The sequence below is a fragment of the Paraburkholderia sp. J69-1 genome, assembly GCF_905220255.1.
Taxonomy (GTDB): domain Bacteria; phylum Pseudomonadota; class Gammaproteobacteria; order Burkholderiales; family Burkholderiaceae; genus Paraburkholderia.
Genome location: NZ_CAJMZG010000010.1, coordinates 33,520 through 58,306, shown reverse-complemented (window position 1 = coordinate 58,306; position 24,787 = coordinate 33,520). Strand labels below are relative to the sequence as shown.

18 protein-coding genes are annotated in these 24,787 nt (G+C 64.8%); 12 read left to right on the top strand and 6 right to left on the bottom strand.

The window, feature by feature from the left end:
- Positions 1-10: 10 nt before the first annotated feature.
- From U5A67_RS19370 to U5A67_RS19350, 5 genes are all read left to right on the top strand, one after another.
- A complete protein-coding gene (locus U5A67_RS19370) occupies positions 11-2,311 on the top strand; it encodes an FUSC family protein (protein WP_321814636.1) in 2,301 nt (766 codons plus the stop codon).
- Positions 2,301-2,501 (top strand): DUF1656 domain-containing protein, encoded by a 201-nt coding sequence (locus tag U5A67_RS19365; RefSeq protein WP_167056474.1) that lies wholly within the window; start codon positions 2,301-2,303, stop codon positions 2,499-2,501. The genes U5A67_RS19370 and U5A67_RS19365 overlap by 11 nt, the downstream gene beginning before the upstream one ends.
- 26 nt (positions 2,502-2,527) lie before the next feature.
- Complete coding sequence (locus tag U5A67_RS19360; RefSeq protein ID WP_321814637.1) at positions 2,528-3,391, top strand: HlyD family secretion protein; 864 nt, start codon at positions 2,528-2,530, stop codon at positions 3,389-3,391.
- Between the two features lie 305 nt (positions 3,392-3,696).
- Positions 3,697-4,278: a HyaD/HybD family hydrogenase maturation endopeptidase gene (locus U5A67_RS19355; protein ID WP_321814638.1), complete on the top strand. Its 582-nt coding sequence runs from the start codon at positions 3,697-3,699 to the stop codon at positions 4,276-4,278.
- A gap of 166 nt (positions 4,279-4,444) precedes the next feature.
- The gene (locus tag U5A67_RS19350) at positions 4,445-6,358 is read left to right on the top strand and encodes a propionate--CoA ligase (protein ID WP_321814639.1); all 1,914 of its coding nucleotides are present in this window, start codon (positions 4,445-4,447) and stop codon (positions 6,356-6,358) included.
- Between the two features lie 52 nt (positions 6,359-6,410).
- On the opposite strand, the gene U5A67_RS19345 is transcribed toward U5A67_RS19350, so the two are convergent.
- Positions 6,411-7,199, bottom strand: coding sequence for a 5'-methylthioadenosine/adenosylhomocysteine nucleosidase (locus tag U5A67_RS19345; protein WP_321814640.1), 789 nt, complete (start codon positions 7,197-7,199; stop codon positions 6,411-6,413).
- 73 nt (positions 7,200-7,272) lie between these two features.
- Complete coding sequence (locus tag U5A67_RS19340) at positions 7,273-9,660, bottom strand: UvrD-helicase domain-containing protein (RefSeq protein ID WP_321814641.1); 2,388 nt, start codon at positions 9,658-9,660, stop codon at positions 7,273-7,275.
- A gap of 267 nt (positions 9,661-9,927) precedes the next feature.
- Between U5A67_RS19340 and U5A67_RS19335 the strand changes: the two genes are divergently transcribed.
- Together U5A67_RS19335 and galU are read left to right on the top strand one after the other, a co-directional pair.
- A complete protein-coding gene (locus U5A67_RS19335) occupies positions 9,928-12,795 on the top strand; it encodes a valine--tRNA ligase (protein WP_321814642.1) in 2,868 nt (955 codons plus the stop codon).
- A 65-nt stretch (positions 12,796-12,860) separates the two neighbouring features.
- Entirely contained in the window at positions 12,861-13,742 is an 882-nt protein-coding gene (gene galU / locus U5A67_RS19330) for a UTP--glucose-1-phosphate uridylyltransferase GalU (protein ID WP_205984799.1), read from the top strand.
- 79 nt (positions 13,743-13,821) lie between these two features.
- Here galU and U5A67_RS19325 read toward each other — a convergent pair whose 3' ends face one another.
- The 4 genes from U5A67_RS19325 to U5A67_RS19310 form a co-directional block, all read right to left on the bottom strand.
- Entirely contained in the window at positions 13,822-14,049 is a 228-nt protein-coding gene (locus U5A67_RS19325; protein ID WP_205985046.1) for a sulfurtransferase TusA family protein, read from the bottom strand.
- Between the two features lie 185 nt (positions 14,050-14,234).
- Complete coding sequence (locus U5A67_RS19320) at positions 14,235-15,290, bottom strand: Gfo/Idh/MocA family oxidoreductase (protein ID WP_321814643.1); 1,056 nt, start codon at positions 15,288-15,290, stop codon at positions 14,235-14,237.
- A 91-nt stretch (positions 15,291-15,381) separates the two neighbouring features.
- The gene (iolG, locus tag U5A67_RS19315; protein WP_321814644.1) at positions 15,382-16,389 is read right to left on the bottom strand and encodes an inositol 2-dehydrogenase; all 1,008 of its coding nucleotides are present in this window, start codon (positions 16,387-16,389) and stop codon (positions 15,382-15,384) included.
- Positions 16,382-17,272, bottom strand: a complete 891-nt coding sequence (locus tag U5A67_RS19310) for a MurR/RpiR family transcriptional regulator (protein WP_205984796.1) — start codon at positions 17,270-17,272, stop codon at positions 16,382-16,384. Before U5A67_RS19310 ends, iolG begins: the two co-directional genes overlap by 8 nt.
- Positions 17,273-17,529: 257 nt before the next feature.
- Between U5A67_RS19310 and U5A67_RS19305 the strand changes: the two genes are divergently transcribed.
- From U5A67_RS19305 to iolD, 5 genes are all read left to right on the top strand, one after another.
- On the top strand, positions 17,530-18,591 hold the full coding sequence (locus U5A67_RS19305; protein ID WP_321814645.1) for a sugar ABC transporter substrate-binding protein: 1,062 nt from the start codon (positions 17,530-17,532) through the stop codon (positions 18,589-18,591).
- Positions 18,592-18,734: 143 nt separating this feature from the next.
- Positions 18,735-19,901: an ABC transporter permease gene (locus U5A67_RS19300; RefSeq protein WP_205984794.1), complete on the top strand. Its 1,167-nt coding sequence runs from the start codon at positions 18,735-18,737 to the stop codon at positions 19,899-19,901.
- Between the two features lie 13 nt (positions 19,902-19,914).
- Positions 19,915-20,736, top strand: coding sequence for an ATP-binding cassette domain-containing protein (locus U5A67_RS19295; protein ID WP_321814646.1), 822 nt, complete (start codon positions 19,915-19,917; stop codon positions 20,734-20,736).
- 17 nt (positions 20,737-20,753) lie between these two features.
- Complete coding sequence (locus U5A67_RS19290; protein ID WP_321814647.1) at positions 20,754-22,778, top strand: bifunctional 5-dehydro-2-deoxygluconokinase/5-dehydro-2-deoxyphosphogluconate aldolase; 2,025 nt, start codon at positions 20,754-20,756, stop codon at positions 22,776-22,778.
- The gene (gene iolD / locus U5A67_RS19285; protein WP_321814648.1) at positions 22,775-24,787 is read left to right on the top strand and encodes a 3D-(3,5/4)-trihydroxycyclohexane-1,2-dione acylhydrolase (decyclizing); all 2,013 of its coding nucleotides are present in this window, start codon (positions 22,775-22,777) and stop codon (positions 24,785-24,787) included. The genes U5A67_RS19290 and iolD overlap by 4 nt, the downstream gene beginning before the upstream one ends.

Below are 24,787 nucleotides of genomic sequence, written 5' to 3'. Positions count from 1 at the left end.
GCAGGCGACGATGCAAGCGTCCTCTTCCTCCACGCAGCCGGACGGCCAGCGCTTTCTGAAAGCGTTCGCCGACTGGGCTCGCACCGACGGCCTCGTCTGGCTCTATCTCTTCAAGACCATCGCCGCCGCGCTGATCGCGCTCGGTATTGCGATGAAGCTCGAACTGCCCTCGCCGCGCACCGCCATGACGACGGTGTTCATCGTCATGCAGCCGCAAAGCGGCCCGGTGTTCGCCAAGAGTTTCTACCGGCTTTGCGGCACGCTGATCGGCCTCGTCGTGATGCTCGCGCTGATCGGCCTGTTCGCGCAGCAGCCCGAACTCTTCATCGCCAGCACGGCGCTGTGGGTCGGCATCTGCACGGCGGGCGCGGCGCGTAACCGCAACTTCCGCTCGTATGGCTTCGTGCTCGCGGGCTACACGGCCGCGTTGATCGGCATTCCGGCCTCGCAGCATCCCGACGGCGCGTTCATGTCGGCGATGACGCGCGTGGCCGAAATCTCGCTCGGCATTCTGGCTTCGGGCGTCGTGAGCGCCGTGGTGTTTCCGCAGTACACGGGCGAGTTGCTGCGCTCGACGGTGCGCCGCCGCTTTTCGTCGTTTGTCGATTACGTGTCGGCGTCGCTCGCGGGACGCGTCGATCGTTCGCAGATCGAAGCGACCAACGCGCGTTTCGTGGCCGATATCGTCGGCTTCGAGGCGAGCCGCAGCAATGCCGTGTTCGAGTCGCCGGATTCGCGCATGCGCTCGGGCCGTCTTGCGCGCCTGAACACCGAATTCATGGCGGCATCGACGCGCTTTCACGCGCTGCATCAGCTGATGAACCGTCTGCGCGGCGAAGGCTCGAGCGCCACGGTGGCCGCGCTGGAGCCGTATTTCCACGAGATCGCGCCGCTGTTCGAGATCGCTGGCGAGCGCGTGCTCACGGCCGCCGATGCGACCCAGGCGTCCGCGCAGCTTTCGCAGTACCGCGCGGCGTTGCCCAGGCGCGTGCGCGAAACGCGTACGCAGCTCGAAGCCACGCTGGACGACGCCGAAAAAGCCGCCGCCCTGCTCGACTTCGACACCGCGACGGAACTGTTCTACCGCTTCGTGCACGAGATGAACGAGTACACGGCGACCTACGCCTCGCTCGCCGTCGACACGCATTCGCGCGAGAAATGGATCGCGCGCTACATGCCCCGGACCAATCTGTTCGCGGCCAGCGTGCACGGCATGCGCGCCGCGATCGTCATGGGACTGCTGGGCGCGTTCTGGATCGCCACGGCCTGGCCGAGCGGCACCAACCTCGTGCTCAACGCCGCGGCGACCTGTGCGCTCGCATCGGCCTCGCCGCAACCGACGCGCATGGCGAACCAGATGGCGGTCGGCACGATGCTCGCGGCGATCGTCGGCATGGTGCTGACGTTTGGCGTGTTCCCGCACATCGACGGCTTCCCGATGCTGTGCGTCGCGCTCGCGCCGGCGCTGGCCTTCGGCACCTTCCTGACGACGCGCCCGGCCTACGCGGGCTACGGCGTGGGCTACTGCATCTTCCTGTGCTTCCTCGCAGGTCCGGACAACGTGGTGCAGTACAACCCGAGCGGCTATATCAACGACGCGCTCGCGCTGGTGGTCTCGCAGATCGTTTCGGCGGCCGCCTTCGCGGTGCTACTGCCGCCTTCGACGCGCTGGCTGCGCAACCGTCTGCTCGCCAATCTGCGCGGCCAGGCCGTGCACGCATGCCGTGCGCGTCTGCAAGGTCTGCCGGGCATGCCGGGCAGACCAGGCGTAGCGGGTCTGCGCAACCGCTTCGAAAGCGGCGCGCGCGATCTGATGTTCCAGCTCAACGCGATTGCAGGCAGCGATCAGGCGTTCCGCCAGGACACGCTGCGCTGGATGTTCTCGACGCTCGAAATCGGCAATGCCGCGCTCGATCTGCGCGAAGAACTGGCGGCGATGACGACGCAAACCGGCGCCCATCCGCGCTTTGCCCAGCACGCGCCGTGGCGCGAGCAAACGAACGTGGTGCTCAAGCGCATGAGCGCGCTGTTCGAGCGCCCCGATGCGCGCCGCCATGCCGAAGCGCTCGCCGCGACCAGCACTGCCATCGCCACGACGCAAAGCGTGCTCGAAGCCGTGCTGCGCGACGCCGCGCCGCGCGAGGAACGGCACCCGCTGCAGCGCTGCCTGAGCCATCTGCATTTCATGCGCACCGCGCTCATCGATCCGCAGTCGCCGTTCGCGGCCTATGCCGATGCCACGCGTGCCGATACGAATAACCCGTCGGGCAATCGCCCCGGCGACACGCAAGGAGCGAACCATGCCTCGTGACGTGGCGTTTCTGGACGCCTACATTCCGGCGATCGTCCTGCTCTTCATTCTGGGCGCGGCGATCACCTGGGTGCTCGATTCCGTGCTGGCCCGTACCGGCCTGTACCGCATCGTGTGGCACCCGTCCCTGTTCCGCGTGAGTCTGCTCGTGGTCGTGTGCTGCGTGATCGGGCTTGCCGTCTATCGTTGAACCGGCGTTGAACCGGCTAAAGAATCATGACTATCCGAAACATCATTGGCTTTATCGCGACGGCCATCATCTTCGTCGTCGCCATCCTGGTCGGCCGCGCGCTGTGGGTCCACTACATGGACGAACCGTGGACGCGTGACGGCCGCGTGCGGGCCGAAGTGGTCAACATCGCGCCCGACGTCTCCGGCGCCGTGGTCGATCTGCCTGTGAAGGACAACCAGATGGTGCACAAGGGCGACCTGCTGATGCAGATCGACCCGTCGCACTACCAGATCGCCGTCGAGCAGGCCGAGGCGGCCGTCGCCGCACGCAAGGCCGAGCTGACCATGAAGCTCGACGACGCCCGCCGCCGCGCCGACATGGACAGCCTCGTGGTCTCGCAGGAAAACCGCGAAAACGCCTCGCACACCGCGAATTCGGCGCAGGCGCAGTACCAGCAGGCCATCGCCGCACTCGACGCCGCCAAACTCAACCTCGAACGCACGCGTGTGATCTCGCCGGTCGACGGCTACATCACCAATCTGCAGGTGTTCAAGGGCGACTACGCGATCGCCGGCCAGGCCAAGCTCGCCGTGGTCGACAGCCATTCGTTCTGGGTCTACGGCTACTTCGAGGAAACCAAGCTGCCGCACGTGAAGGTGGGCAACAAGGCCGACATCAAGCTGATGAGCGGCGGCACGCTCGAAGGCCACGTGGAAAGCATCTCGCGCGGCATCTACGACCGCGACAATCCGCAAAGCCGCGAACTGCTCGCCGATGTGAACCCGACCTTCAACTGGGTGCGTCTGGCCCAGCGCGTGCCGGTGCGCATCCATATCGACAAGGTGCCGGACGGCATGATTCTCTCGGCGGGCACGACCTGCACGGTGGTGGTCAAGCCGGGCGCGTAAGTCCCTCGCAACGAGCATCGGACGACCGGCCGGTTCGCCCGACGACGAGCAGCAATCAAGGAGCGCCTTCGGGCGCTCCTTTGTCTTTGCGCGAACACTTTCTCGCACATTCCAGGCATTGCCCGACAGACGATGAGCAACGCTTGCAAAATAAGGTTAGCCCAAGCGCCGAACCGTTCTCAAAATTGACTCACGTCAACACAAAAAGCATCGACAGCTAAGAGTATTCTGACTTTACTGTCCTTCGCCAAGGGAGTCGCGTGAGCTTTCTCTAAGAGCACGTTCCGTATGTCTTCGCCCGCTACATGAGTGTGCCGACAGACACCGGCGCACGCGTCCAGACATCGCCCAGCATCGTCGTACTGGGTATCGGCAATCAGCAATGGGGCGATGCGGGCTTCGGCATGCGTGCGATCGAGCGCATGAAGGCCGGCTGGCAATGTGCGCCGCACGTCGAATTCGTGGCCGGCGGCATCGAAGGCCGCGCGCTGCTGCCGCTGGTGGAATCGGCGCAACGCATGATCGTCTTCAATGCCGCCGATTTCGGCTGCGCGCCGGGCACGCTCTGCGTGCGCGAAGACGACGACGCCGTGAAGCATCTGGGCACGCCTCCGGTCAGCCTGCATCAGATGGATTTCGCCGATGTGCTCGCCTGCGCCCAGCTCAAGGGCCGCTATCCGCGCGAGCTGGTGCTGATCGGCGTGCAGCCGCTGGCCCACGACGACTACGGCACGGGCCTGCGCCCCGCCGTGAGCGCGCAGATCGATCCGGCCATCGCGATCGCCTGCCGCTGGCTGCGGCGCTGGCATGCGCAGCCGCGTCCGCGGGCGCGCGCGGGTGCCGCGGCGGCGTGCGCCGTCGATCAGGATCGAGGCGCGGGGCGCTGAGTCACGGCCCGGCCGCGCACGCCCAGGCACGCGCCATCGAAGACACCCTCGAACGCGGGTTCGCCCGCGTTGCCCGCCGCCGTTGCGCTGCACTATCCTCGGTTTTCTAGCGCCGGTTCTGGCCGGTCGGGCCACAACGGCGATCGGGCACGGGAGGATGGACGTCATGCAGAACGTCAGGCGTTACCGCGATTTTCACCGCGAGTCGATCGACAACCCCGAAGCATTCTGGCGTCGCGAAGCCGCGCGCATCCATTGGGACACGCCGTTCGACAGCGTCCTCGACCGCTCGAATCCGCCCTTTGCGCGCTGGTTCACGGGCGGTCGCACCAATCTCTGTTTCAACGCCGTCGATCGCCATCTGGCCTCGCGCGCGCAGCAGAACGCGCTGGTCTACGTTTCGACCGAAACCGGCATCGAGCGCCGCTACACCTACGCCGATCTGCACGCCGAAGTGAACCGCATGGCCGCCGTGATGCGCTCGCTGGGCGTCAAGCGCGGCGAGCGCGTGCTGATCTATCTGCCGATGATTCCCGAAGCCGTGTTCGCCATGCTGGCCTGCGCGCGGCTGGGCGCGATCCATTCGGTGGTGTTCGGCGGCTTCGCGGCGCCCAGCCTCGCGGCGCGTATCGACGACGCCAGACCCGTGCTGCTCGTGAGCGCCGATGCAGGCGCGCGCGGCGGCAAGGTGATCGACTACACGCCGCTGGTGGACGAAGCCATGGCGCGCGCCGAACACGCCCCGCCGCACGTGCTGCTGATCGACCGCCAGCTTGCGCCGGAGCGTTTTTCGGCGCCGTATCTGGTGCACTACGAACCGCTGCGCGCGCAGTTCCACGACGCGCAGGTGCCCTGCGAATGGCTAGAATCGAACGCGCCGTCCTACATCCTTTACACCTCGGGCACGACCGGCAAGCCGAAAGGCGTGCAGCGCGACGTCGGCGGCTATGCGGTGGCGCTCGCGGCATCGATGGACTACATCTTCGGCGGCCGCGCGGGCGACACGATGTTCACGGCGTCCGATATCGGCTGGGTCGTGGGCCATAGCTACATCATCTACGCGCCGCTGCTCGCGGGCATGACCACGGTGATGTACGAAGGCACGCCGCTGCGCCCGGACGGCGGCATCTGGTGGCGCCTCGTCGAGCAGCACCGGATCAACCTGATGTTCACGGCGCCCACGGCGATCCGCGTGCTCAAGAAGCAGGACCCGGCGCTGCTGCATTCCGCCGATCTGTCGAGCCTGCGCACGCTGTTCCTCGCCGGCGAACCGCTCGACGAACCCACCGCGACGTGGATTTCGGATGCGCTCGGCAAACCCGTCGTCGATAACTACTGGCAGACCGAAACCGGCTGGCCGATGCTGGCGATCCAGGGCGGCGTGGAGGCGCTGCCGCAGAAGCCCGGCTCGCCCGGCGTGCCCTGCTACGGCTACGACCTCGTGCTGCGCGACGAGCACACCGGCGAGCCCTGCGCGAGCGGCACGAAAGGCGTCATCACGCTCGGTTATCCGCTGCCGCCGGGTTGCATGCAGACGGTCTGGGGCGACGACGCGCGCTTCGTGAAAACCTACTGGGAAAGCGTGCCCGGCCAGCAGGTCTATTCGACTTTCGACTGGGGCGTGCAGGACAAAAACGGCTACGTGACGATCCTCGGGCGCACCGACGATGTCATCAACGTGGCGGGCCATCGGCTGGGTACGCGCGAGATCGAGGAAGCGATCTCATCGCATGCGTCGGTGGCGGAAGTCGCCGTGGTGGGCGTGAACGACGCGGTGAAGGGTCAGGCCGCGCTGGCTTTCGTGGTACTGCGCGACGCCTCGGCCGCCGCCGATCCGAAAGCCGCCGACCGGCTCGCCGCCGCCATCGCCACGACCGTGGACCGCCAGCTTGGCGCGATTGGCCGGCCGGCGCGCGTGCATTTCGTGTCGATGTTGCCGAAGACGCGCTCCGGCAAGCTGCTGCGCCGCGCGATTGCGGCGCTGGCCGAAGGACGCGAGCCCGGCGATCTGCCGACGATCGAAGACGCGTCGGCGCTCCAGCAGATTCGCGAGACGGTGCAGGCGGCGCGCAAGGAATGACTGCGCGCCGTTTTACCGCACCGCGATTCAGCGGCCTCGATCAGCGACCAGATCAGCGACCATAAGCGGCCAGAAAGTGGCGAAGAATACCGGTGGAGTAAGTGCCGGCAATATCGGTGAGGAACGACGAGAACGACGCGCTGGCGTGCTCGTCGGCGGTATCGGAAATCGTGCGCACGACCGCGCACGGCACGCCGTACTCGTAGCAGACCTGGGCGATGGCCGCGCCTTCCATTTCCACCGCCAGCGCGTCCGGCAGCGCCTCGCGCAGTGCGCGCACGGCGGCGGCGCTCGCCACGAACTGGTCGCCGCTGATCACCAGACCGCGATGCACGCGCGGCAGCGCATGTTCCAGACGCGGCAACGCGGTCTTGAAACGCGCCGCCAGCGCCACACCCTCTTCTTCGACGAAACGCTCGCTGGCCGCCGCCAGCGCAGCGGCCAGCGCGCTATCGGCATCGAAGCGCGCACGGCCGAGCAGCGGAATCTCGTGGCGCGGAAACAGCGGTTCGGCGTTCATGTCGTGTTGCAGCAGCGTCGTGCCGACCACTACATCGCCCACATGCACGTTCTCGCCCACGCCGCCCGCCACGCCCGTAAACACCATGGCTTCGACGTCGAATGCATGAATCAGCGCGCTGGCCGTGGCGGCCGCCGCCACCTTGCCGACGCGCGCGAGCGTGACCACGCACGCTACGCCATGCACGGTGCCGAGGTGGTAGTCGCGCTGCCCGAAAGTGCGCGTCTGCACGCCCGATTCGGCCTGCATGGCGGCGATCAGATCGCCGAGTTCCTGCGGCAAGGCGGCGAGCACGCCCAACGGGCGGGTGTTGCTGGTCATCGTCTGGATTCCCCGTTTGAATTTGGCTGGCTTGGGCCGGCTAATCTGGCTGATCCGGCCAATCCGGCGCTATTTAGTCGACGGCCTGCAGCTTCGCCACCGCCAGCGCGAGCCACTTCTCGCCGTGGCGTTTGAAGCGGACCTGCGCCTTGGCGTCGGTGCCGCTGCCTTCGAGCGCCGTGATCTTGCCTTCGCCGAACTTCGTGTGGAACACGTCCTGGCCCACGCGGAAGCCCGCTTCGGCGGCGCGCTGCTCGTTGGCGAAATTCGGCAGCGGGGTTTTGTCGGCCACATAAGCGTCGCGTTCGCGCGAGCCGCCGCCGTTACCGCCACCGCCATTGCCACCATTGCCGCCGCGCGAGAACCAGTCGCGGCCCCAGCCGGCGTTGTCCGAGCGACCGCCCCAGCGCGCGCCCGCCTCGACCTTCGGCGTGAGCCACTTGAGCGTTTCCTGCGGCAGTTCGTCGAAGAAGCGCGAACGCACGTTGTAGCGCGTCTGGCCATGCAGCAGGCGGCTTTGCGCGAACGACAGATAGAGCCGCTCCTTCGCGCGGGTGATCGCCACGTACATCAGGCGGCGTTCTTCTTCGAGACCATCGGCTTCCATCGCGCTGTTCTCGTGCGGGAACAGGCCTTCTTCCAGCCCGGTGATGAATACCGCCGAAAATTCCAGCCCCTTGGCCGCGTGCACCGTCATCAGTTGCACCGCGTCCTGGCCCGCCTGCGCCTGGTTGTCGCCCGCTTCGAGCGAAGCGTGCGAGAGGAAACCGGCGAGCGGCGTCATGACATCGGGGTTCTGCGCGGGATCGATCAGCGAAGGCGCGTCGAGCACTTCGATCTCGCCGTCCTGCGACACGATTTCGGGCAGGTTCGACGCGCCCGGGCGCAGCGGAATCGAACGCGCCGGCGTGTCCATGCCGTAACCCGCTTCGCTGACGAACGCCGTGGCGGCGTTCACGAGTTCCTGCATATTCTCCAGGCGGTCCTGGCCTTCGCGCTCGCCCTGATAGAACTCGGCGAGACCGCTCATCCGCACGGTGTATTCGACGGCTTCCGGCAGGCTCATCTGCGCGGTTTCGGCGCGCATTTTCGCGACCAGATTCGCGAACGAACCGAGCGTCGTGCCCGCCTTGCCCGTGACGTAGGGAATCGCCGCGGCCATCGAGCAGTTGTAGAGACGCGCCGCGTCCGCCAGTTGCTCGATCGAGCGCGCACCGATGCCGCGCGCCGGGAAATTGACCACGCGCGCGAACGCCGTATCGTCGTTCGGGTTGTCGATCAGGCGCAGATACGCCAGCGCGTGCTTGACTTCCTGACGCTCGAAGAATCGCAGGCCGCCATACACCTTGTACGGAATGCCGCCGTTGACGAGCGTGTGCTCGATCGTGCGCGACTGCGCGTTGCTGCGATAAAGAATGGCGATCTCGTGACGCGCGAGCCCCTGATTGATGAGCGCGCGAATCTCTTCGACGATGAAACCCGCTTCCTGCGAATCGGTGGCCGCCTCGTAGACGCGCACCGGTTCGCCATGACCGGCATCGGTGCGCAGGTTCTTGCCCAGACGGCGCGAGTTATGCGCGATCAGATGGTTGGCGGTATCGAGAATATGACCATGCGAGCGGTAGTTCTGCTCGAGCTTGATCATGTGCTTGACGCGGAATTCGTTCTCGAAATCGCGCATATTGCCGACATTCGCACCGCGGAACGCGTAGATCGACTGGTCGTCGTCGCCGACTGCGAAGATCGCGTTGCCCTCGCCCGCCAGCAGCTTGAGCCAGGCGTACTGGAGCTTGTTGGTGTCCTGGAACTCGTCCACGAGGATGTCGCGAAAGCGCGCCTGATAGTGCGCGCGCAGCGGCGGGTTGTAGGCGAGCAGTTCGTAACAGCGCAGCAGCAGTTCGGCGAAATCGACCACGCCTTCGCGATGGCACTGCTGGTCGTAGGCTTCGTACAGCTCGACGAACTTGCGGTTGAAGTTGTCGGTGACGTCGACGTCCTTCGGGCGCAGACCCTGCTCTTTCGCGTTGTTGATGAAGTACTGAACGTTCTTCGGCGGATATTTTTCGTCGTCGATGTTCAGGCCCTTCATGAGACGCTTGATGGCCGAAAGCTGGTCGGAGGTATCGAGAATCTGGAAGGTCTGCGGCAGGCCGGCGTCGCGGTAATGCGCGCGCAGCATGCGGTTGCACAGGCCGTGGAAGGTGCCGATCCACATGCCGCGCGTGTCGATGGGCATCATCGCCTGCAGACGCCCCATCATTTCGCGCGCGGCCTTGTTCGTGAAGGTCACGGCGAGGATCGTCATCGGCGAGGCGAGGCCTTGCTGGATCAGCCACGCAATACGCGTGATCAGCACGCGCGTCTTGCCGCTGCCGGCCCCGGCCAGAATGAGTGCCGGTTCGTTGGGCAGCGTGACGGCGGCGTGTTGTTCGGGGTTCAGATTGGCGAGCAGTTCGGGCATGGGGCAGCGGAATCCAGAGTAGACCGCCATTATAAATGCCCATGCCGAACCGTCCGGCATGGCTCGTTCGCGGTCTTGCCCGCGCTTGAATCTTGAAGCGCCTCCTGAAAAGCGCCCGCAACGCCTCGCGAAGGATGGCGGCAATCGCGATTCGAGGACCGCCGCGCAGCCGCAGCGGCCCCCTCTACCGGGCTGCGGGCCGCTACAGCCTTCGCTAGCCCGTATAATCGAAGGTTTTCCGCATCCTTTTTTCGGCAGATTCCACCCATGAGCGACAGCACGCTAGCGAAAAGCTTCGAGCCCCAGACCATCGAGGCCCACTGGGGCCCGGAATGGGAGCGTCGAGGCTACGCCGCCGCGACCTTCGAGCCCGGCCGCAAGAACTTCTCGATCCAGTTGCCGCCGCCCAACGTCACCGGCACGCTGCACATGGGGCACGCGTTCAACCAGACGATCATGGACGGCCTCGCGCGCTATCACCGCATGCTCGGCGAGAACACCCTCTGGGTGCCGGGCACCGACCACGCGGGCATCGCCACGCAGATCGTCGTGGAGCGCCAGCTCGACGCGCAGAAGATCTCGCGCCACGACCTCGGCCGCGAAAAGTTCGTCGAACGCGTGTGGGAATGGAAGCAGCAGTCGGGCTCGACCATCACGGGCCAGGTGCGCCGTCTGGGCGCGTCGATCGACTGGTCGCGCGAATACTTCACGATGGACGACAAGATGTCGGCCGCCGTGCGCGACGTGTTTGTGCGCCTCTATGAACAGGGCCTGATCTATCGCGGCAAGCGCCTCGTGAACTGGGACCCGGTGCTGCTCACCGCCGTTTCGGACCTCGAAGTCGCCAGCGAAGAAGAAGCCGGCAGCCTCTGGCATCTGCGCTACCCGCTCGCCGATGGCTCCGGCCACCTGACGGTCGCCACCACGCGCCCGGAAACCATGCTCGGCGATACGGCCGTGATGGTGCACCCGGAAGACGAGCGTTATGCGCATCTGATCGGCAAGATGGTCAAGCTGCCGCTGACCGATCGCGAAATTCCGGTCATCGCCGACGAATACGTGGACCGCGAGTTCGGCACGGGCGTCGTGAAGGTCACGCCCGCGCACGACTTCAACGACTACCAGGTCGGCCTGCGCCACAGCCTGCCGATGATCGAGATCCTCACGCTCGACGCGAAGATCAACGACAACGCGCCTGAAAAGTACCGCGGCCTCGACCGTTTCGAAGCGCGCAAGCAGGTTGTCGCCGATTTCGAAGCGCTCGGTCTGCTGGATTCGGTGCAGCCGCACAAGCTGATGGTGCCGCGCGGCGACCGCACGGGCGTCGTGATCGAGCCGATGCTGACCGACCAGTGGTTCGTCGCCATGACGAAGCCCGCGCCGGAAGGCACCTTCAATCCGGGCAAGTCGATCACCGAAACCGCGCTCGACGTGGTGCGCAACGGCCAGATCAAGTTCGTGCCGGAAAACTGGACCACCACGTACAACCAGTGGCTCGAAAACATCCAGGACTGGTGTATTTCGCGCCAGCTCTGGTGGGGCCACCAGATTCCGGCGTGGTACGGCGAAAGCGGCGAGATCTTCGTCGCGAAAACCGAGGAAGAAGCACGCGCCAAGGCCGACGCCGCCGGCTACACGGGCGCACTGAAGCGCGACGAAGACGTGCTCGACACGTGGTTCTCGTCGGCGCTCGTGCCGTTCTCGTCGCTCGGCTGGCCCGCTGAAACGCCGGAACTGAAGGCTTTCCTGCCGTCGTCCGTGCTGGTCACGGGCTTCGACATCATCTTCTTCTGGGTGGCGCGCATGGTCATGATGACCACGCACTTCACCGGCCAGGTGCCGTTCGAGACGGTCTACGTGCACGGTCTCGTGCGCGACGCCGAAGGCCAGAAGATGTCGAAGAGCAAGGGCAACACGCTCGACCCGATCGATATCGTCGACGGCATCGAACTGGAAAAGCTGGTCGCCAAGCGCACCACGGGTCTGATGAACCCGAAGCAGGCCGCCACCATCGAGAAGAAAACCCGCAAGGAATTCCCGGACGGCATCGCCGCGTTCGGCACCGATGCGCTGCGCTTCACGATGGCGTCGATGGCCACGCTCGGCCGTAACGTCAACTTCGACCTCGCGCGCTGCGAAGGCTATCGCAACTTCTGCAACAAGCTCTGGAACGCCACGCGTTTCGTGCTGATGAACTGCGAAGGCCACGATTGCGGCTTCAGCAAGCCGGGCGACTGCCAGCCGGGCGATTGCGGCCCGGCCGGCTACACCGACTTCTCGCAGGCCGACCGCTGGATCGTCTCGCAGCTCCAGCGCGTGGAAGCCGACGTCGCCAAGGGCTTTGCCGACTATCGCTTCGACAATGTGGCCAATGCCATTTACAAGTTCGTCTGGGATGAATACTGTGACTGGTATCTGGAACTGGCAAAAGTACAGATCCAGACCGGTACGCCGGAGCAGCAGCGCGCCACGCGCCGCACGCTGCTGCGCGTGCTGGAAACGGTCCTGCGCCTCGCGCATCCGGTGATTCCGTTCATCACCGAAGCGCTGTGGCAGAAGGTGGCGCCGCTGACCGACGCTTACCCCGCAGGCAAGGCCGAAGGCGAAGCGTCGATCATGACGCAGCCCTACCCGGTCGCCGAACAGAAGAAGATCGACGAGTCCGCCGAGCAGTGGGCGACGGACCTGAAGGCCGTGATCGACGCGTGCCGCAACCTGCGCGGCGAGATGAACCTCTCGCCCGCAACCAAGGTGCCGCTGCTGGTCACGGGCAACGCCGAACGCCTCGAATCGTTCGCGCCCTATGCAAAGGCGCTCGCGAAGCTGTCGGAAGTCCAGGTGATCGCCGACGAAGCCGCGCTGGACGCCGCCTCGGCGGGCGCGCCAGTTGCTATCGTAGGTACGGACAAGCTGGTGTTGAAGGTCGAAATCGACGTGGCCGCCGAACGCGAACGCCTCTCGAAAGAGATCACGCGATTGTCGAATGAAGTGACGAAGTGCAATGCCAAGCTGGGAAATGACAGTTTTGTAGCAAAAGCGCCGCCTGCTGTGGTTGAACAAGAGCAGAAACGACTGGCAGAATTCCAGGCAACGCTGGGCAAGCTGACCGCGCAACTCGCGCGCCTGCCTGCCTGATTCGGCTAAGGTGAGGTCTGGCGGCGCGCGCGGCGCCGGACCCCAAGAGGACCAGGACAACAGACATGCTAAAAGTGACTAAAGCGGTATTCCCGGTGGCGGGCCTCGGCACGCGCTTCCTTCCGGCAACGAAGGCCAGCCCGAAGGAAATGCTGCCGGTCGTCGACAAGCCGCTGATCCAGTACGCGGTCGAAGAAGCCATTGCGGCGGGCATCACGGAGATGATTTTCGTGACGGGCCGCAGCAAGCGCGCGATCGAGGACCATTTCGACAAGTCGTATGAGATCGAAGCCGAACTCGAGGCCCGCGGCAAGGCCAAGCTGCTCGAGCTGGTGCGCAGCATCAAGCCGGCCAACGTCGACTGCTTCTATGTGCGTCAGCCGGAAGCGCTCGGTCTGGGCCACGCCGTTCTGTGCGCGGAAAAGCTGGTCGGCGACAACCCGTTTGCCGTCATCCTCGCGGACGACCTGCTGTACGGCACGCCGCCCGTGATGAAGCAGATGGTCGAAGTGTTCGACCACTACCATAGCTCGGTGCTGGGCGTGGAAGAGATTCCGCCCTCGGAAACGCGCTCGTACGGCATCGTCGACGGCAAGGAGTGGGAAGACTCGATCGTCAAGCTCTCGGGCATCGTCGAAAAGCCGGCGCCTGAAGTCGCGCCGTCGAATCTGGGCGTGGTGGGCCGTTACGTGCTCAAGCCGCGTATTTTCGACCACCTGCGCTCGCTCAAGCCGGGCGCGGGCGGCGAACTGCAGCTCACGGACGCGATCCAGTCGCTGCTCGCCGACGAACAAGTGCTGGCGTACAAGTATCACGGCACGCGTTTCGACTGCGGCAGCAAGCTCGGCTACCTGAAGGCGACGGTGGAATTCGCGCTGCGTCACCCGGAAGTCGCCGCCGATTTCGAGGAATACCTGCGCACGCGCAACCCGGTGCTGGAAGGCTAAGTTTTCCTTCCGCAACGAAAAAGCCCGCAATCTCACGATTGCGGGCTTTTTTATGCCTGAAACGCGGTTTTAACGCGCTTTAGCGGCGGCGCATCAGGAACACGAACGTCTTGTCCTGCTGCGTGCTTTCGACGATCTCGTTGCCCGTCTGCTTCGCAAACGCGGCGAAATCGCGCTGCGAGCCGGGGTCGGTCGCGAGGACCTTGAGAATCTGGCCGCTTTCCATATCGGCGAGCGCCTTCTTGGCGCGCAGGATCGGCAACGGGCAGCTCAGCCCGCGTGCATCCACTTCCTTGTGAACCTGAATCTGCATCGGGGTTGCATCCTTCGGTGGCGCGTCAGCACGCGCGGTCAGTTTCCGACACGTTTGCTGGCGCTGTGCATCTGTTTTGCATCTGCTCGGTACGTCAGATTGCTGCGATTTTACCGCAGCCGCACGCCGCACCGCTCGTGCCACGCTCGCGCCCCGCTCATGCCACGCTCCGTCAAGATTCAAAGCGTCACTGCCTGCCCCGTCTGCAGCGACTGCCGCAACGCATAGCCGATGCGCGTCGCCTCCAGCGCATCCTCCAGCGTTGCGCCCTCGCCAGCACTGGCGGCCGCGCCGTTCAGCCGCGCGCGCACCGCCGCCACGAACGCCTGCGCCTCGATCAGAAACGCTTCCTCGAAGCGATCGAAGAAGGAGGGCGTGCATTCGCTGCGCGCGCCGTGCGCGTCGTAAATCTCCACGCGATTCGTGCGCGGCACCCGGCCGATGCCCAGCGCCCCCGCCGTGCCGATCACCTCGCTCGACGTATCGTTGCCGTGCGCCATGGTGCGCGAGGCGTAGAACATCGCCAGCTTGCCGCCCTCGAACTCGCAGATCGCCACGCCGTTATCGACATCGCCGAATTCACGCAAGCCGTCGTGCAACGCCACCGCGCCCGCCGCGAACACACGCGTGGCGCGCGGCTTGCCGAGCAGCCAGCGCGCGACGTCGATATCGTGCACTGTGCAATCGAGGAAAATGCCGCCCGAGCCCGGCGCGAAGCGCACGAAGAAACCATCGGGATCATTGAGATCGCAGGTTTGCGAGCGCACCAGAAACGGCCGGCCGATCGCGCCCGCGCGCAGTTTCTCGAAGGCGTCGTGATAGCTCGGATCGAAACGGCGCATAAAGCCAATCGTGACCTGCTGGCGCGCAAAGCGGCGCGACTCCTCGACCACGCGCTCGCATTCGGCCACGTCGAGCGACAAGGGCTTTTCGCAGAACACGTGTTTGCCGGCACGCAAGGCCTCGACGATCTGCTGCGCGTGCAGCGCCGAAGGCGTGACCAGCCAGACGGCGTCGATCCGATCGTCGGCGAGCAGTTGGGCGTAGTCCCCATAAAAACGCGCCTCGGGCAGCGCCGTGCGCGCCCACGTCAGATCGTCTTCGAGCGGGCTGCACGCGGCCGCCAGCGTGGCGCCGGGCACGCGGTACGCGAGATTCTGCGCGTGCCGCCGCCCCAGCCGCCCGAGTCCCGCCACACCCACGCGCAATGGCCGGGCACGATCGTTTGATTGCATGGTCCGTCTCCTTCGATTTTGATTCGGAATCCTTCGCATAGAAAAAGCGCTGCTTCATACCATGAAAAGCAGCGCCCGCTCGATCCGTCTATCAACCGCCCAGCTTCACCACACGTCCTTCGCGCCACGACAAGGCCGCCGCTTCGGCCAGTTCGAGCGCTTTCAAACCATCGGCGACGCTCGTGCGCACCGGCACGCCTTGCGTCACCGCTTCGTGGAAGTGCGCCATTTCGCGCGCGTAGGCCGCGCGATAGCGTTCGAGAAAGAAGGCTTCCGGCACATCCTGCGCCACCGAAGTCTTCGACCACGCCACCACTTCGGTCGGCTTCATATTGCCCGCCTGCAACATGCCTTCGCTGCCGAGAATCTCGAAGCGCTGATCGTAGCCATAGGCCGCGCGCCGCGCCGTGTTGATCTGGCAAAGGCGTCCGCGCTTCGTGCGGATCGTCACGGCGGTCGAATCGATATCGCCCGCATCGGCAATCGCCGGATCGGACAGGCAGCTTCCGGTGGCATGCACGCTTTCGGCTTCGTCGTCGAGAATCCAGCGGAAGATGTCGAAGTCGTGAATCAGCATGTCCTTGAAGATGCCGCCCGAATGCTTGATGTACTCGACGGGCGGCGCGCCCGGATCGCGGCTCGTCACGATCAGCATTTCCGGCGTGCCGATTTCGCCCGCATCCAGCCGCGTCTTGAGCGCCGCGAACGTGGGATCGTAACGGCGCTGAAAGCCGATCATCGCGACCACGCCCGCACGCGCGACCGCTTCGGCACACTCGCGCGCGCGGCCGATGGCGAGATCGACGGGCTTTTCGCAGAAGATATGCTTGCCCGCTGCCGCCGATTTCAGAATCAGTTCGGAGTGCGTATCGGTGGACGAGCAGATGACCGTCGCGCCGATTTCCTTGTCGCCGAATGCGCTATCGACATCGCCGACCTGCGCGCCATGCTGCGCGGCAAGCGCGGCGGCGGCCTCGCGGTTCACGTCGATCACGTACTTCAGACGCACGCCGGGCTGGCGCGCGAGATTCGCCGCGTGAATGCGGCCAATACGGCCCGCGCCAAAAACCGCGACGTTCAGCGTCTTTCCATCAGTCATCGTATCCTCCAGGGTCGGTCGATTCTTCTACGTTGAGTTCGAGCCGGTACGCGAGCGCCACGAACAGCGCCTGGCACAGACAGAACGTGCTGGTCAGCGAGCGGAACGCAAATGCGCTCCCCTCCTTCACATAGAGTTGCGCATCAGCGTGACGCGCGAGCGGCGAAAGCTGGCTATCGGTAATCACCAGCGTCTTCGCCTGATGCTGCTGCGCCGTGCGCAGGCAATACTGCGTCTCCTTGCCGTACGGCGCGAAACTGATGGCGACCACTACGTCGCCCTTTCTCACGCTGCGAATCTGCTCGTGATACATGCCGCCGAGGCCCGAAACCAGATGCACGCGTTTGCGCGTGTGCTGCAGTGCATAGACGATGTAACTGGCGACCGGAAACGAGCGGCGCACGCCAATCACGTAGATGTTGTCCGCGTGTTCGAGCATCTGCACGGCGGCGTCGAACTGCGCGTCGTCGAGACCCGCTTCCAGTTCGTCCAGCCCGCTACGGCACGCGCCGATAAACTCGCGCGCCACCGAGCCGCCCATTTCCGGGCTCGCCTCGCCATCCTTTGCGTCGATCAACTGGCGGATGCGCTGCTGATAGCTCGTCGCCGATACGCCCTGTCCCGCATACGCCTGGCGAAACACCGCCTGCAGATCGGAAAACCCCGAAAAGCCGAAGCGCTGCGCAAAGCGCACCACCGCCGAAGGATGCACGCCGCAACTCGCGGCGATGTCGCTCGTGCGGTCCATCATCACGCTCGCGCGGTTCTGCTCGATATACGTGGCAATGCTTTTGAGCTGCCGCGGCAGCGCCTCGTAATCGTGTGCGATGCGCTGCATCAAATCGTCCACGCCTGCTACAGCGTCGCTGGTTTCATCCGCCATGATCGTTTTCCCTGCTTTTACCCCTGCCCTTTGCCGCACTGCCGCAAACCCTTGCTGGGCGGGCGATACGGACGAGGCTAACGGAGCCGATTATAGGCAGCGCACGCACGGAATGGAACAGATTTTCCATTTTTATTTGTAATGAAATTTCTGTTGCAAGCCCTCGGACGATCGCCTAATCTTGTCGATGAGCGCCGGAGAATTCGCTCGCGGGGCTCACCCCAAAAACGAACGACAGACCGAGAAAGGTGGAGACAATGACGCAACGCAAGGGCAAGACCATGCTCCGAAGGCTGGCTGCGGCGCTCGCGCTGGCAGCGGGTTTGACCGGCTTGAGCGTAATGGCCGCACAGACGGCGCAGGCCGCCGACGCGCACTTCGTCCTCATCAGCCACGCGCCGGATTCGGACTCGTGGTGGAACGTGATCAAGAACGCCATCAAGCAGGCCGACGAAGACTTCAACGTCGAAACCGATTACCGCAATCCGCCCAACGGCGACATCGCCGACATGGCGCGTCTGATCGAGCAGGCTGCTGCGCGTAACTACGACGGCGTCATCACCACCATCGCCGACTTCGACGTGCTCAAGAGCTCGATCGGCAAGGTCACGGCCAAGAAGATCCCGCTCGTGACGATCAATTCCGGCACCGAAGAACAAAGCGCGCAACTCGGCGCGATCATGCACGTGGGTCAGCCCGAATATGTGGCGGGCCACGCCGCTGGCGAAAAGGCCAAGGCCGCCGGCGTGAAGTCGTTCCTGTGCGTGAATCACATCGCCACCAACACGGTGTCGTTCGATCGCTGCCGCGGTTTCGCCGATGCGATTGGCGTCGATTACAAGACCTCGACGATCGACTCGGGCCAGGACCCGACGGAAATCCAGTCGAAGGTCAGCGCCTATCTGCGCAACCATCCGAACACGGGCGCGATCCTCACGCTCGGCCCCGTGCCGGCCGCAGCCACGCTCAAGGCGGTCCAGCAAATGGGCCTCGCGGGCAAGATCTACTTCTGCACCTTCGACTTCTCGGATGAAATCGCCAAGGCGATTCGCGCGGGCACGATCCAGTTCGCCATCGACCAGCAACCCTACCTGCAGGGCTATATCCCGGTGGCCGTGCTGGCGATCGTGAAGAAGGATCACACCACCGATCCCGCGAAGATTCGCCAGATCCTCGAAGCGAATCCGAAGTTCAAGCAGCGCCTCGATACCTATGGCCTGCAACCGTCCTACGGCCCGAAAAATATCCGCTCGGGCCCGGGCTTCATCACCAGGGAGAATCTGGACAAGGTCGTGAAGTACGCGGGTCAGTACCGCTGATCTGTTCTTTTCGTCAGTCACGCGCGGCGCGGCACGCGGCGGTCCACACCGCGCGAACCTGCCTCGTCAAACGCATGCAACGCCGCGCGTCTAATTACCGGATCGAACCTGCATCGCAGTGATCCGGGTAGATAGGAGACATCATGGGTGTAGCCGGCAAACACTTTCCCTCGCACGCACCGGACGGCAGCGATGCCGCCACGCCGCCGACCGCGAACGCCGCGGCCACCGACGAACGCGTACGCCATGAATCGTGGTTCGGCCTTCTGCTCGGCCGGCCGGAATTCGCCGCGATTTCGGGGACCGTGCTCGTGTTCGCCGTATTCGCGATTGGCGCAGGCGGGTCCGGGATGTTCGACCTCGATGGCGTGATGAACTGGTCTCAAGTGGCTGCTTATTTAGGCATCCTTGCGGTTGGCGCCTGTCTGCTGATGATCGCCGGCGAGTTCGATCTTTCCATCGGTTCGATGATCGGCTTCGCGGGCATGATGGTCGCCATTCCGACCATGTATTTTCACTGGCCGATCGCGCTGTCGATCCTGTTCGCCTTCGCGGGCTGCACGGCGCTGGGCGCACTCAACGGCTACCTCGTGATGCGCACGCGGCTGCCTTCGTTCATCGTCACGCTCGCGTTCCTGTTCATCCTGCGCGGTCTGACGCTCGCGCTCTCGATCATGTTCGCCGATCGCACCATCGTCTCCGGCGTGGGCGATGTCGCGAAAGCGGATTACGTGACCAACCTGCTGTTTCATGGCACGGCCTTCAAAGGCCTGTTCGTGGCGCTCGCGCATGTCGGCATCGGCAAGATGCTCGACAACGGCCAGCCGCTCGTGCCGGGCATTCCGAAGGTGATTCTGTGGTGGATTGCGCTGGTGATCATCGGTGCTTTCACGCTGGCCCGCACCCGCTACGGCAACTGGATCTTCGCCGTGGGCGGCGATGCGAACGCCGCGAAAAACGTCGGCGTGCCGGTCAAGCGCGTCAAGATTTCGCTCTTCATGCTGACCGCGTTCTGCTCGTGCCTGTTCGCTGTGCTGCAAGTGTGCGACATCGGTTCGGCTGCAGCGGATCGCGGCTTGCAAAAGGAATTCGAAGCGATCATCGCTGCGGTGATCGGCGGCTCCTTGCTGACGGGCGGTTATGGATCGGTGATCGGTGCTGCGTTCGGCGCGCTGATTTTCGGCGTCGTGCAGATCGGCATCACGTACACGAATATCGATTCGGACTGGTTCCGCGTGTTCCTCGGCGGCATGCTGCTGGTGGCCGTGCTCTTCAACCATTATGTGCGCCGCCGCGTCGCGCAATCGTAAGACGGAGGCCAACATGTCGGATACCACTCAAGCGAATGCCAACGACGCGAATGCGGACTACATTCTCGCGCTCGATAACGTCAGCAAGCACTTCGGCAAGGTCATTGCGCTCAACGGCGTCACGCTGCGCCTCAAGCGTGGCGAAGTCCACTGTCTGCTCGGCGATAACGGCGCGGGCAAGTCCACGCTGATCAAGACGCTGGCCGGCGTGCACGCGCCCACCACCGGCCAGTATTACGTCGATGGTAAGCCGGTGCGCTTCGAATCGCCGAAAGACGCGCTCGACCTTGGCATCGCAACCGTCTATCAGGATCTCGCGCTGGTGCCGCTGCTTTCTGTCGCTCGCAACTTCTTCATGGGCCGCGAGCCGCAGAAAAAGCTGTTCGGTTTTATCAACGTGATGGATCTCGATGCGAGCGCAACCATCGCCAAGGATCGTCTCGCGGAAATGGGCATTCATGTGCGCGATCCGCATCAGGCGATTGGCACGATGTCGGGCGGCGAGCGCCAGTGTCTGGCGATTGCGCGCGCGATTCACTTCGGCGCCCGCGTGCTGATTCTGGACGAACCGACCGCCGCGCTGGGCGTGAAGCAGAGCTTCAACGTGCTCAAGCTGATTCACGCGGCGCGCGCCAAGGGCATTTCGGTGATCTTCATCACCCACAACGTCCACCACGCCTACCCGATCGGCGATTCGTTCACGCTGCTCAATCGCGGCCGCTCGCTCGGCACCTACACGAAGGACACGATCACCAAGAACGAAGTCCTCGACATGATGGCGGGCGGCGCGGAAATGCAGAAGATGATCGCCGAACTCGACGGCGCCACGATCTGATACCGAATTCATCAGGAATGCAAATGACAAGCTCTGTCACGAATCCGTCGTCGCGCTTCGCGTCCGGGCGCAGCCGCGATATCGTCTGCCTCGGCCGCCTCGGCGTCGATCTCTACGCGCAGCAAGTGGGCGCGCGGCTCGAAGACGTATCGACGTTCTCGAAGTATCTGGGCGGCTCGTCGGCGAATATTGCGTTTGGCTGCGCGCGCCTCGGGCTGAAATCGGCCATGCTCACGCGCGTCGGCGACGATCACATGGGCCGCTTTCTCACCGAAACGCTCGCGAAAGAAGGCTGCGATACGAGCCATATCCGCATCGACCACGAACGCCTCACCGCGCTCGTGCTGCTGGGCATCAAGGATCGCGATACGTTTCCGCTGATCTTCTACCGCGAGAATTGCGCCGATATGGCCGTCGATGCCACCGATTTCGACGAAGCCTTCATCGCTTCCTCGAAGGCGCTGCTGATCACGGGCACGCACTTCTCCACCGAACAGGTCAACCGCACCAGCCTGAAAGCGCTCGACTACGCGCGCCGCAACAACGTGCGCACCGTGCTCGATATCGACTATCGCCCGGTGCTTTGGGGCCTCACCGGCAAGGCCGACGGCGAAACGCGCTTTGTCGCCAGCGCGGGCGTGAGCGAGCATCTGCAGCGCATTCTGCCGAACTTCGATCTGGTGATCGGCACGGAAGAAGAATTCCGCATCGCGGGCGGTCAGGACGATCTGGTCGCGGCGCTCAGGCGTGTGCGCGAAGTCACGGCGGGCACGCTGCTGGTCAAACGCGGGCCGCTGGGCTGCCAGATCGTGGAAGGCGCGGTGCCCGCCTCGCTCGATGATCTGCCGATGCAGCGCGGCGTCGAAGTCGACGTGCTCAACGTGCTGGGCGCGGGCGATGCATTTGCCTCGGGCTTTCTGTCCGGCTGGCTGCGCGATGCGCCGCTGGAAGACTGCGCGCGCGCGGCCAACGCCTGCGGCGCGCTGGTGGTCTCGCGTCACGGCTGCGCGCCCGCGATGCCCACGCCCGCCGAACTCGACTACTTCCTGAGCGAAGCGAAAGCCGATCCCGTGCGCATGCGCCGCCCCGACCGCGACGCCACGCTTGCCCGCCTGCATCGCGTCACACCCGCGCGCAAGCAGTACGACGACGTGCTGGGTTTCGCCTTCGATCATCGCAACCAGTTCTTCGATCTCGCGCAGCAGACCGGCGCGAGCGAAACGCGCATCTCGCACCTGAAGAATCTCTTCGTGGAAGCCGTCGCGCAGACCGAAAGCGCGCTCGGCCTGCAAGGCAAGATTGGCGTGCTGATCGACGATCGTTACGGCCAGGATGCGCTCAATGCCGCGACCGGGCGCGACTGGTGGATCGGGCGTCCGGTGGAATTGCCGGGCTCCGTGCCGCTGGTGTTCGATCATGGCCGCTCGATCGGCACGACGCTCGCGGCCTGGCCGATCGGTCACACGGTCAAATGCCTCGTGCAGTTCCATCCCGACGAGCCGATCGAACAGCGCCTCGAACAGGAAGCGCAACTGCGGGCGCTTTACGACGCCGTGCAGGCGAGCGGCCACGAACTGCTGCTCGAAGTGATTCCGCCCAAACTCAACGGCAAGCCGAACGCGCCCGACACGGTTTATCGCGCGCTCAAGCGGCTCTACAACATCGGCCTTTATCCGGAATGGTGGAAGCTCGAACCGATGGAAGCGTCGCAATGGCGCGAGATCGACGCGCTGATTGCCGAGCGCGATCCGCATTGCCGTGGCGTGGTGCTGCTGGGTCTTTCCGCGCCGATGGATCAGCTCATGAACGGCTTCGCGGCAGCGGCGGCATCGGACACCTGCCGGGGCTTTACCGTCGGCCGCACGATCTTCTACGAGCCGAGCTTCGCGTGGCTCAAAGGCGAAATCGACGATAAGGAAGTGATCGCGCGCGTGCGGCACGCGTTCGAAACGCTGATCGCCGCATGGCGTTCGGCGCGCGGCGCGGCGGCGGGCCAGACGCACGCCCCTTCGGCGATGGCGCACGAGGAGAAAGCGGCATGAATCAACGCATCGCTCCCATCTCCAGCGCGGCGCAGGAACACACGCAGAGCGCCACCGTGCGCCTCACCGCCGCGCAGGCGCTGGTGCGCTATCTCGCGGCGCAGCGCGTGGCCTGCGAAGACGGCTCGGGCCGCACCGAACCGCTGTTCGGCGGCGTATTCGCGATCTTCGGGCATGGCAACGTGGCCGGGCTTGGAGAAGCGCTCTATCAGTATCGGCATGAATTGCCGACGCTGCGCGCGCACAACGAGCAGGCCATGGCGCACAGCGCGATTGCCTACGCGAAGGCGCACTTTCGCCGCCGCATGATGGCGGTCACCACGTCGATCGGTCCTGGCGCGACCAACCTCGTCACCGCCGCCGCGCTCGCGCATGTGAATCGCTTGCCGGTGTTGCTGCTGCCCGGCGATATCTTCGTTTCGCGCGAGCCCGATCCGGTGCTGCAACAGATCGAGGATCTGCAGGATGGCGGCCTTTCCGCGAACGATGCGCTCAAGCCCGTTTCGCGCTACTTCGATCGCATCGTGCATCCCGCGCAGTTGCTCACTGCCCTGCCGCGCGCGCTGCGCGTGCTCACCGATGCCGCGCTGTGCGGCCCCGTGACGCTCGCGCTGCCGCAGGACGTGCAGACGATGGCGTGGGATTATCCCGCGAGCTTTTTCACGCCGCGTCTCGTGAGTTTCCATGCGCCCGCGCCGGTGCAGACGGAAATCGATGCCGCGATTGCACAGCTTCATCGCGCGAAGCGGCCGGTGATCGTCGCGGGCGGCGGCGTGCTTTATTCGCGCGCGGCACCGCAATTGCAGGCCTTTGCGGCTGCGCACGGCATTCCGGTGGTGGAAACGCAGGCCGGCAAAGGCGCGCTTGCGTGGGACGACCCGCTCAACGCGGGGGCGATCGGCGTGACGGGTTCGCCCGCTGCCAATGCGCTCGCAAGCGAGGCCGATTGCGTGCTGGCTGTCGGCACGCGTCTGCAGGACTTCACGACCGGCTCGAACTCGCTGTTCGCGAATGCGCATATCGTCAGCATCAACGCCAATGGTTTCGACACGCTCAAGCTCAATAGCGTGGCCGTGCAGGCCGATGCAAAGCTCGCGCTCGATGCGCTCGACGAAGCGCTCGTGCACTGGCGCGCCGAAGCCGACTGGAGCGCCCAGGCCCTGCGTCTGGCCAACGAGTGGCGCGCGAGCGTCGACAAGCTCACGCACGCGCCGCAGGAACGCAACTGCCTGCCCTACGATGCCGATGTGATCGGCGCGGTGCAGCGCTCATCGAGCCGTTCGTACACCGAAGATATTGTCGTCTGCGCGGCAGGCACGCTGCCCGCCGAACTGCACAAGCTCTGGCGCGCGGGCCAGCCCGGCGCGTATCACGTCGAATACGGCTATTCGTGCATGGGCTACGAAATCGCGGGCGGACTCGGCGCCAAGCTCGCGCGGCCCGAACGCGAAGTGATCGTGATGGTCGGCGACGGCAGCTATCTGATGATGAACAGCGAAATCGCCACCTCGGTGATGCTGGGCGCGAAGCTCATCGTCGTCGTGCTGGACAATCGCGGTTATGGCTGTATCAACCGGCTTCAGCAGGCTTGCGGCAGCGCGCCGTTCAACAATCTGTTCGAGGATTGCGCGCAAGGGCCGCTCGGTGCGCCGCGTATCGACTTCGCTTCGCATGCGCGTTCGCTGGGCGCGCAGGCCGAGCACGTCGCCAATGTCGCGGAACTCGAAGCGGCGCTGCAACGCGCCCGCGCGGCCTCGCGCACGTACCTCATCAGCATCGATACCGACCCGGCCCGCACGACCGAAGACGGCGGCTGGTGGTGGGAAGTCGCGGTGCCCGAAGTCTCGCCGCGAGCGGCCGTGCGCGAAGCGCGCGAGCGTTACGACGGCAAGCTTGCGGAACGCGGCGCACGCGCAGAGCAAGCAGCATCGACCAAATCGCCGAAGGCCGACGACACGATAGGCGACACGATGGGCGACACCACCGGCGACCCCGCATCCAACGCATGA

Bases quoted from the DNA above. Each gene is read 5' to 3' on its own strand.
- U5A67_RS19300 (WP_205984794.1), top strand. From the start codon at position 18,735: ATGGGTGTAGCCGGCAAACACTTTCCCTCGCACGCACCGGACGGCAGC.
- U5A67_RS19320 (WP_321814643.1), bottom strand. From the start codon at position 15,290: ATGCAATCAAACGATCGTGCCCGGCCATTGCGCGTGGGTGTGGCGGGA.
- U5A67_RS19340 (WP_321814641.1), bottom strand. From the start codon at position 9,660: ATGCCCGAACTGCTCGCCAATCTGAACCCCGAACAACACGCCGCCGTC.
- iolG (WP_321814644.1), bottom strand. From the start codon at position 16,389: ATGACTGATGGAAAGACGCTGAACGTCGCGGTTTTTGGCGCGGGCCGT.
- iolD (WP_321814648.1), top strand. From the start codon at position 22,775: ATGAATCAACGCATCGCTCCCATCTCCAGCGCGGCGCAGGAACACACG.
- U5A67_RS19350 (WP_321814639.1), top strand. From the start codon at position 4,445: ATGCAGAACGTCAGGCGTTACCGCGATTTTCACCGCGAGTCGATCGAC.
- U5A67_RS19355 (WP_321814638.1), top strand. From the start codon at position 3,697: ATGAGTGTGCCGACAGACACCGGCGCACGCGTCCAGACATCGCCCAGC.
- U5A67_RS19310 (WP_205984796.1), bottom strand. From the start codon at position 17,272: ATGGCGGATGAAACCAGCGACGCTGTAGCAGGCGTGGACGATTTGATG.
- U5A67_RS19370 (WP_321814636.1), top strand. From the start codon at position 11: ATGCAAGCGTCCTCTTCCTCCACGCAGCCGGACGGCCAGCGCTTTCTG.
- U5A67_RS19345 (WP_321814640.1), bottom strand. From the start codon at position 7,199: ATGACCAGCAACACCCGCCCGTTGGGCGTGCTCGCCGCCTTGCCGCAG.
- U5A67_RS19305 (WP_321814645.1), top strand. From the start codon at position 17,530: ATGACGCAACGCAAGGGCAAGACCATGCTCCGAAGGCTGGCTGCGGCG.
- galU (WP_205984799.1), top strand. From the start codon at position 12,861: ATGCTAAAAGTGACTAAAGCGGTATTCCCGGTGGCGGGCCTCGGCACG.
- U5A67_RS19290 (WP_321814647.1), top strand. From the start codon at position 20,754: ATGCAAATGACAAGCTCTGTCACGAATCCGTCGTCGCGCTTCGCGTCC.
- U5A67_RS19335 (WP_321814642.1), top strand. From the start codon at position 9,928: ATGAGCGACAGCACGCTAGCGAAAAGCTTCGAGCCCCAGACCATCGAG.
- U5A67_RS19295 (WP_321814646.1), top strand. From the start codon at position 19,915: ATGTCGGATACCACTCAAGCGAATGCCAACGACGCGAATGCGGACTAC.
- U5A67_RS19365 (WP_167056474.1), top strand. From the start codon at position 2,301: ATGCCTCGTGACGTGGCGTTTCTGGACGCCTACATTCCGGCGATCGTC.
- U5A67_RS19360 (WP_321814637.1), top strand. From the start codon at position 2,528: ATGACTATCCGAAACATCATTGGCTTTATCGCGACGGCCATCATCTTC.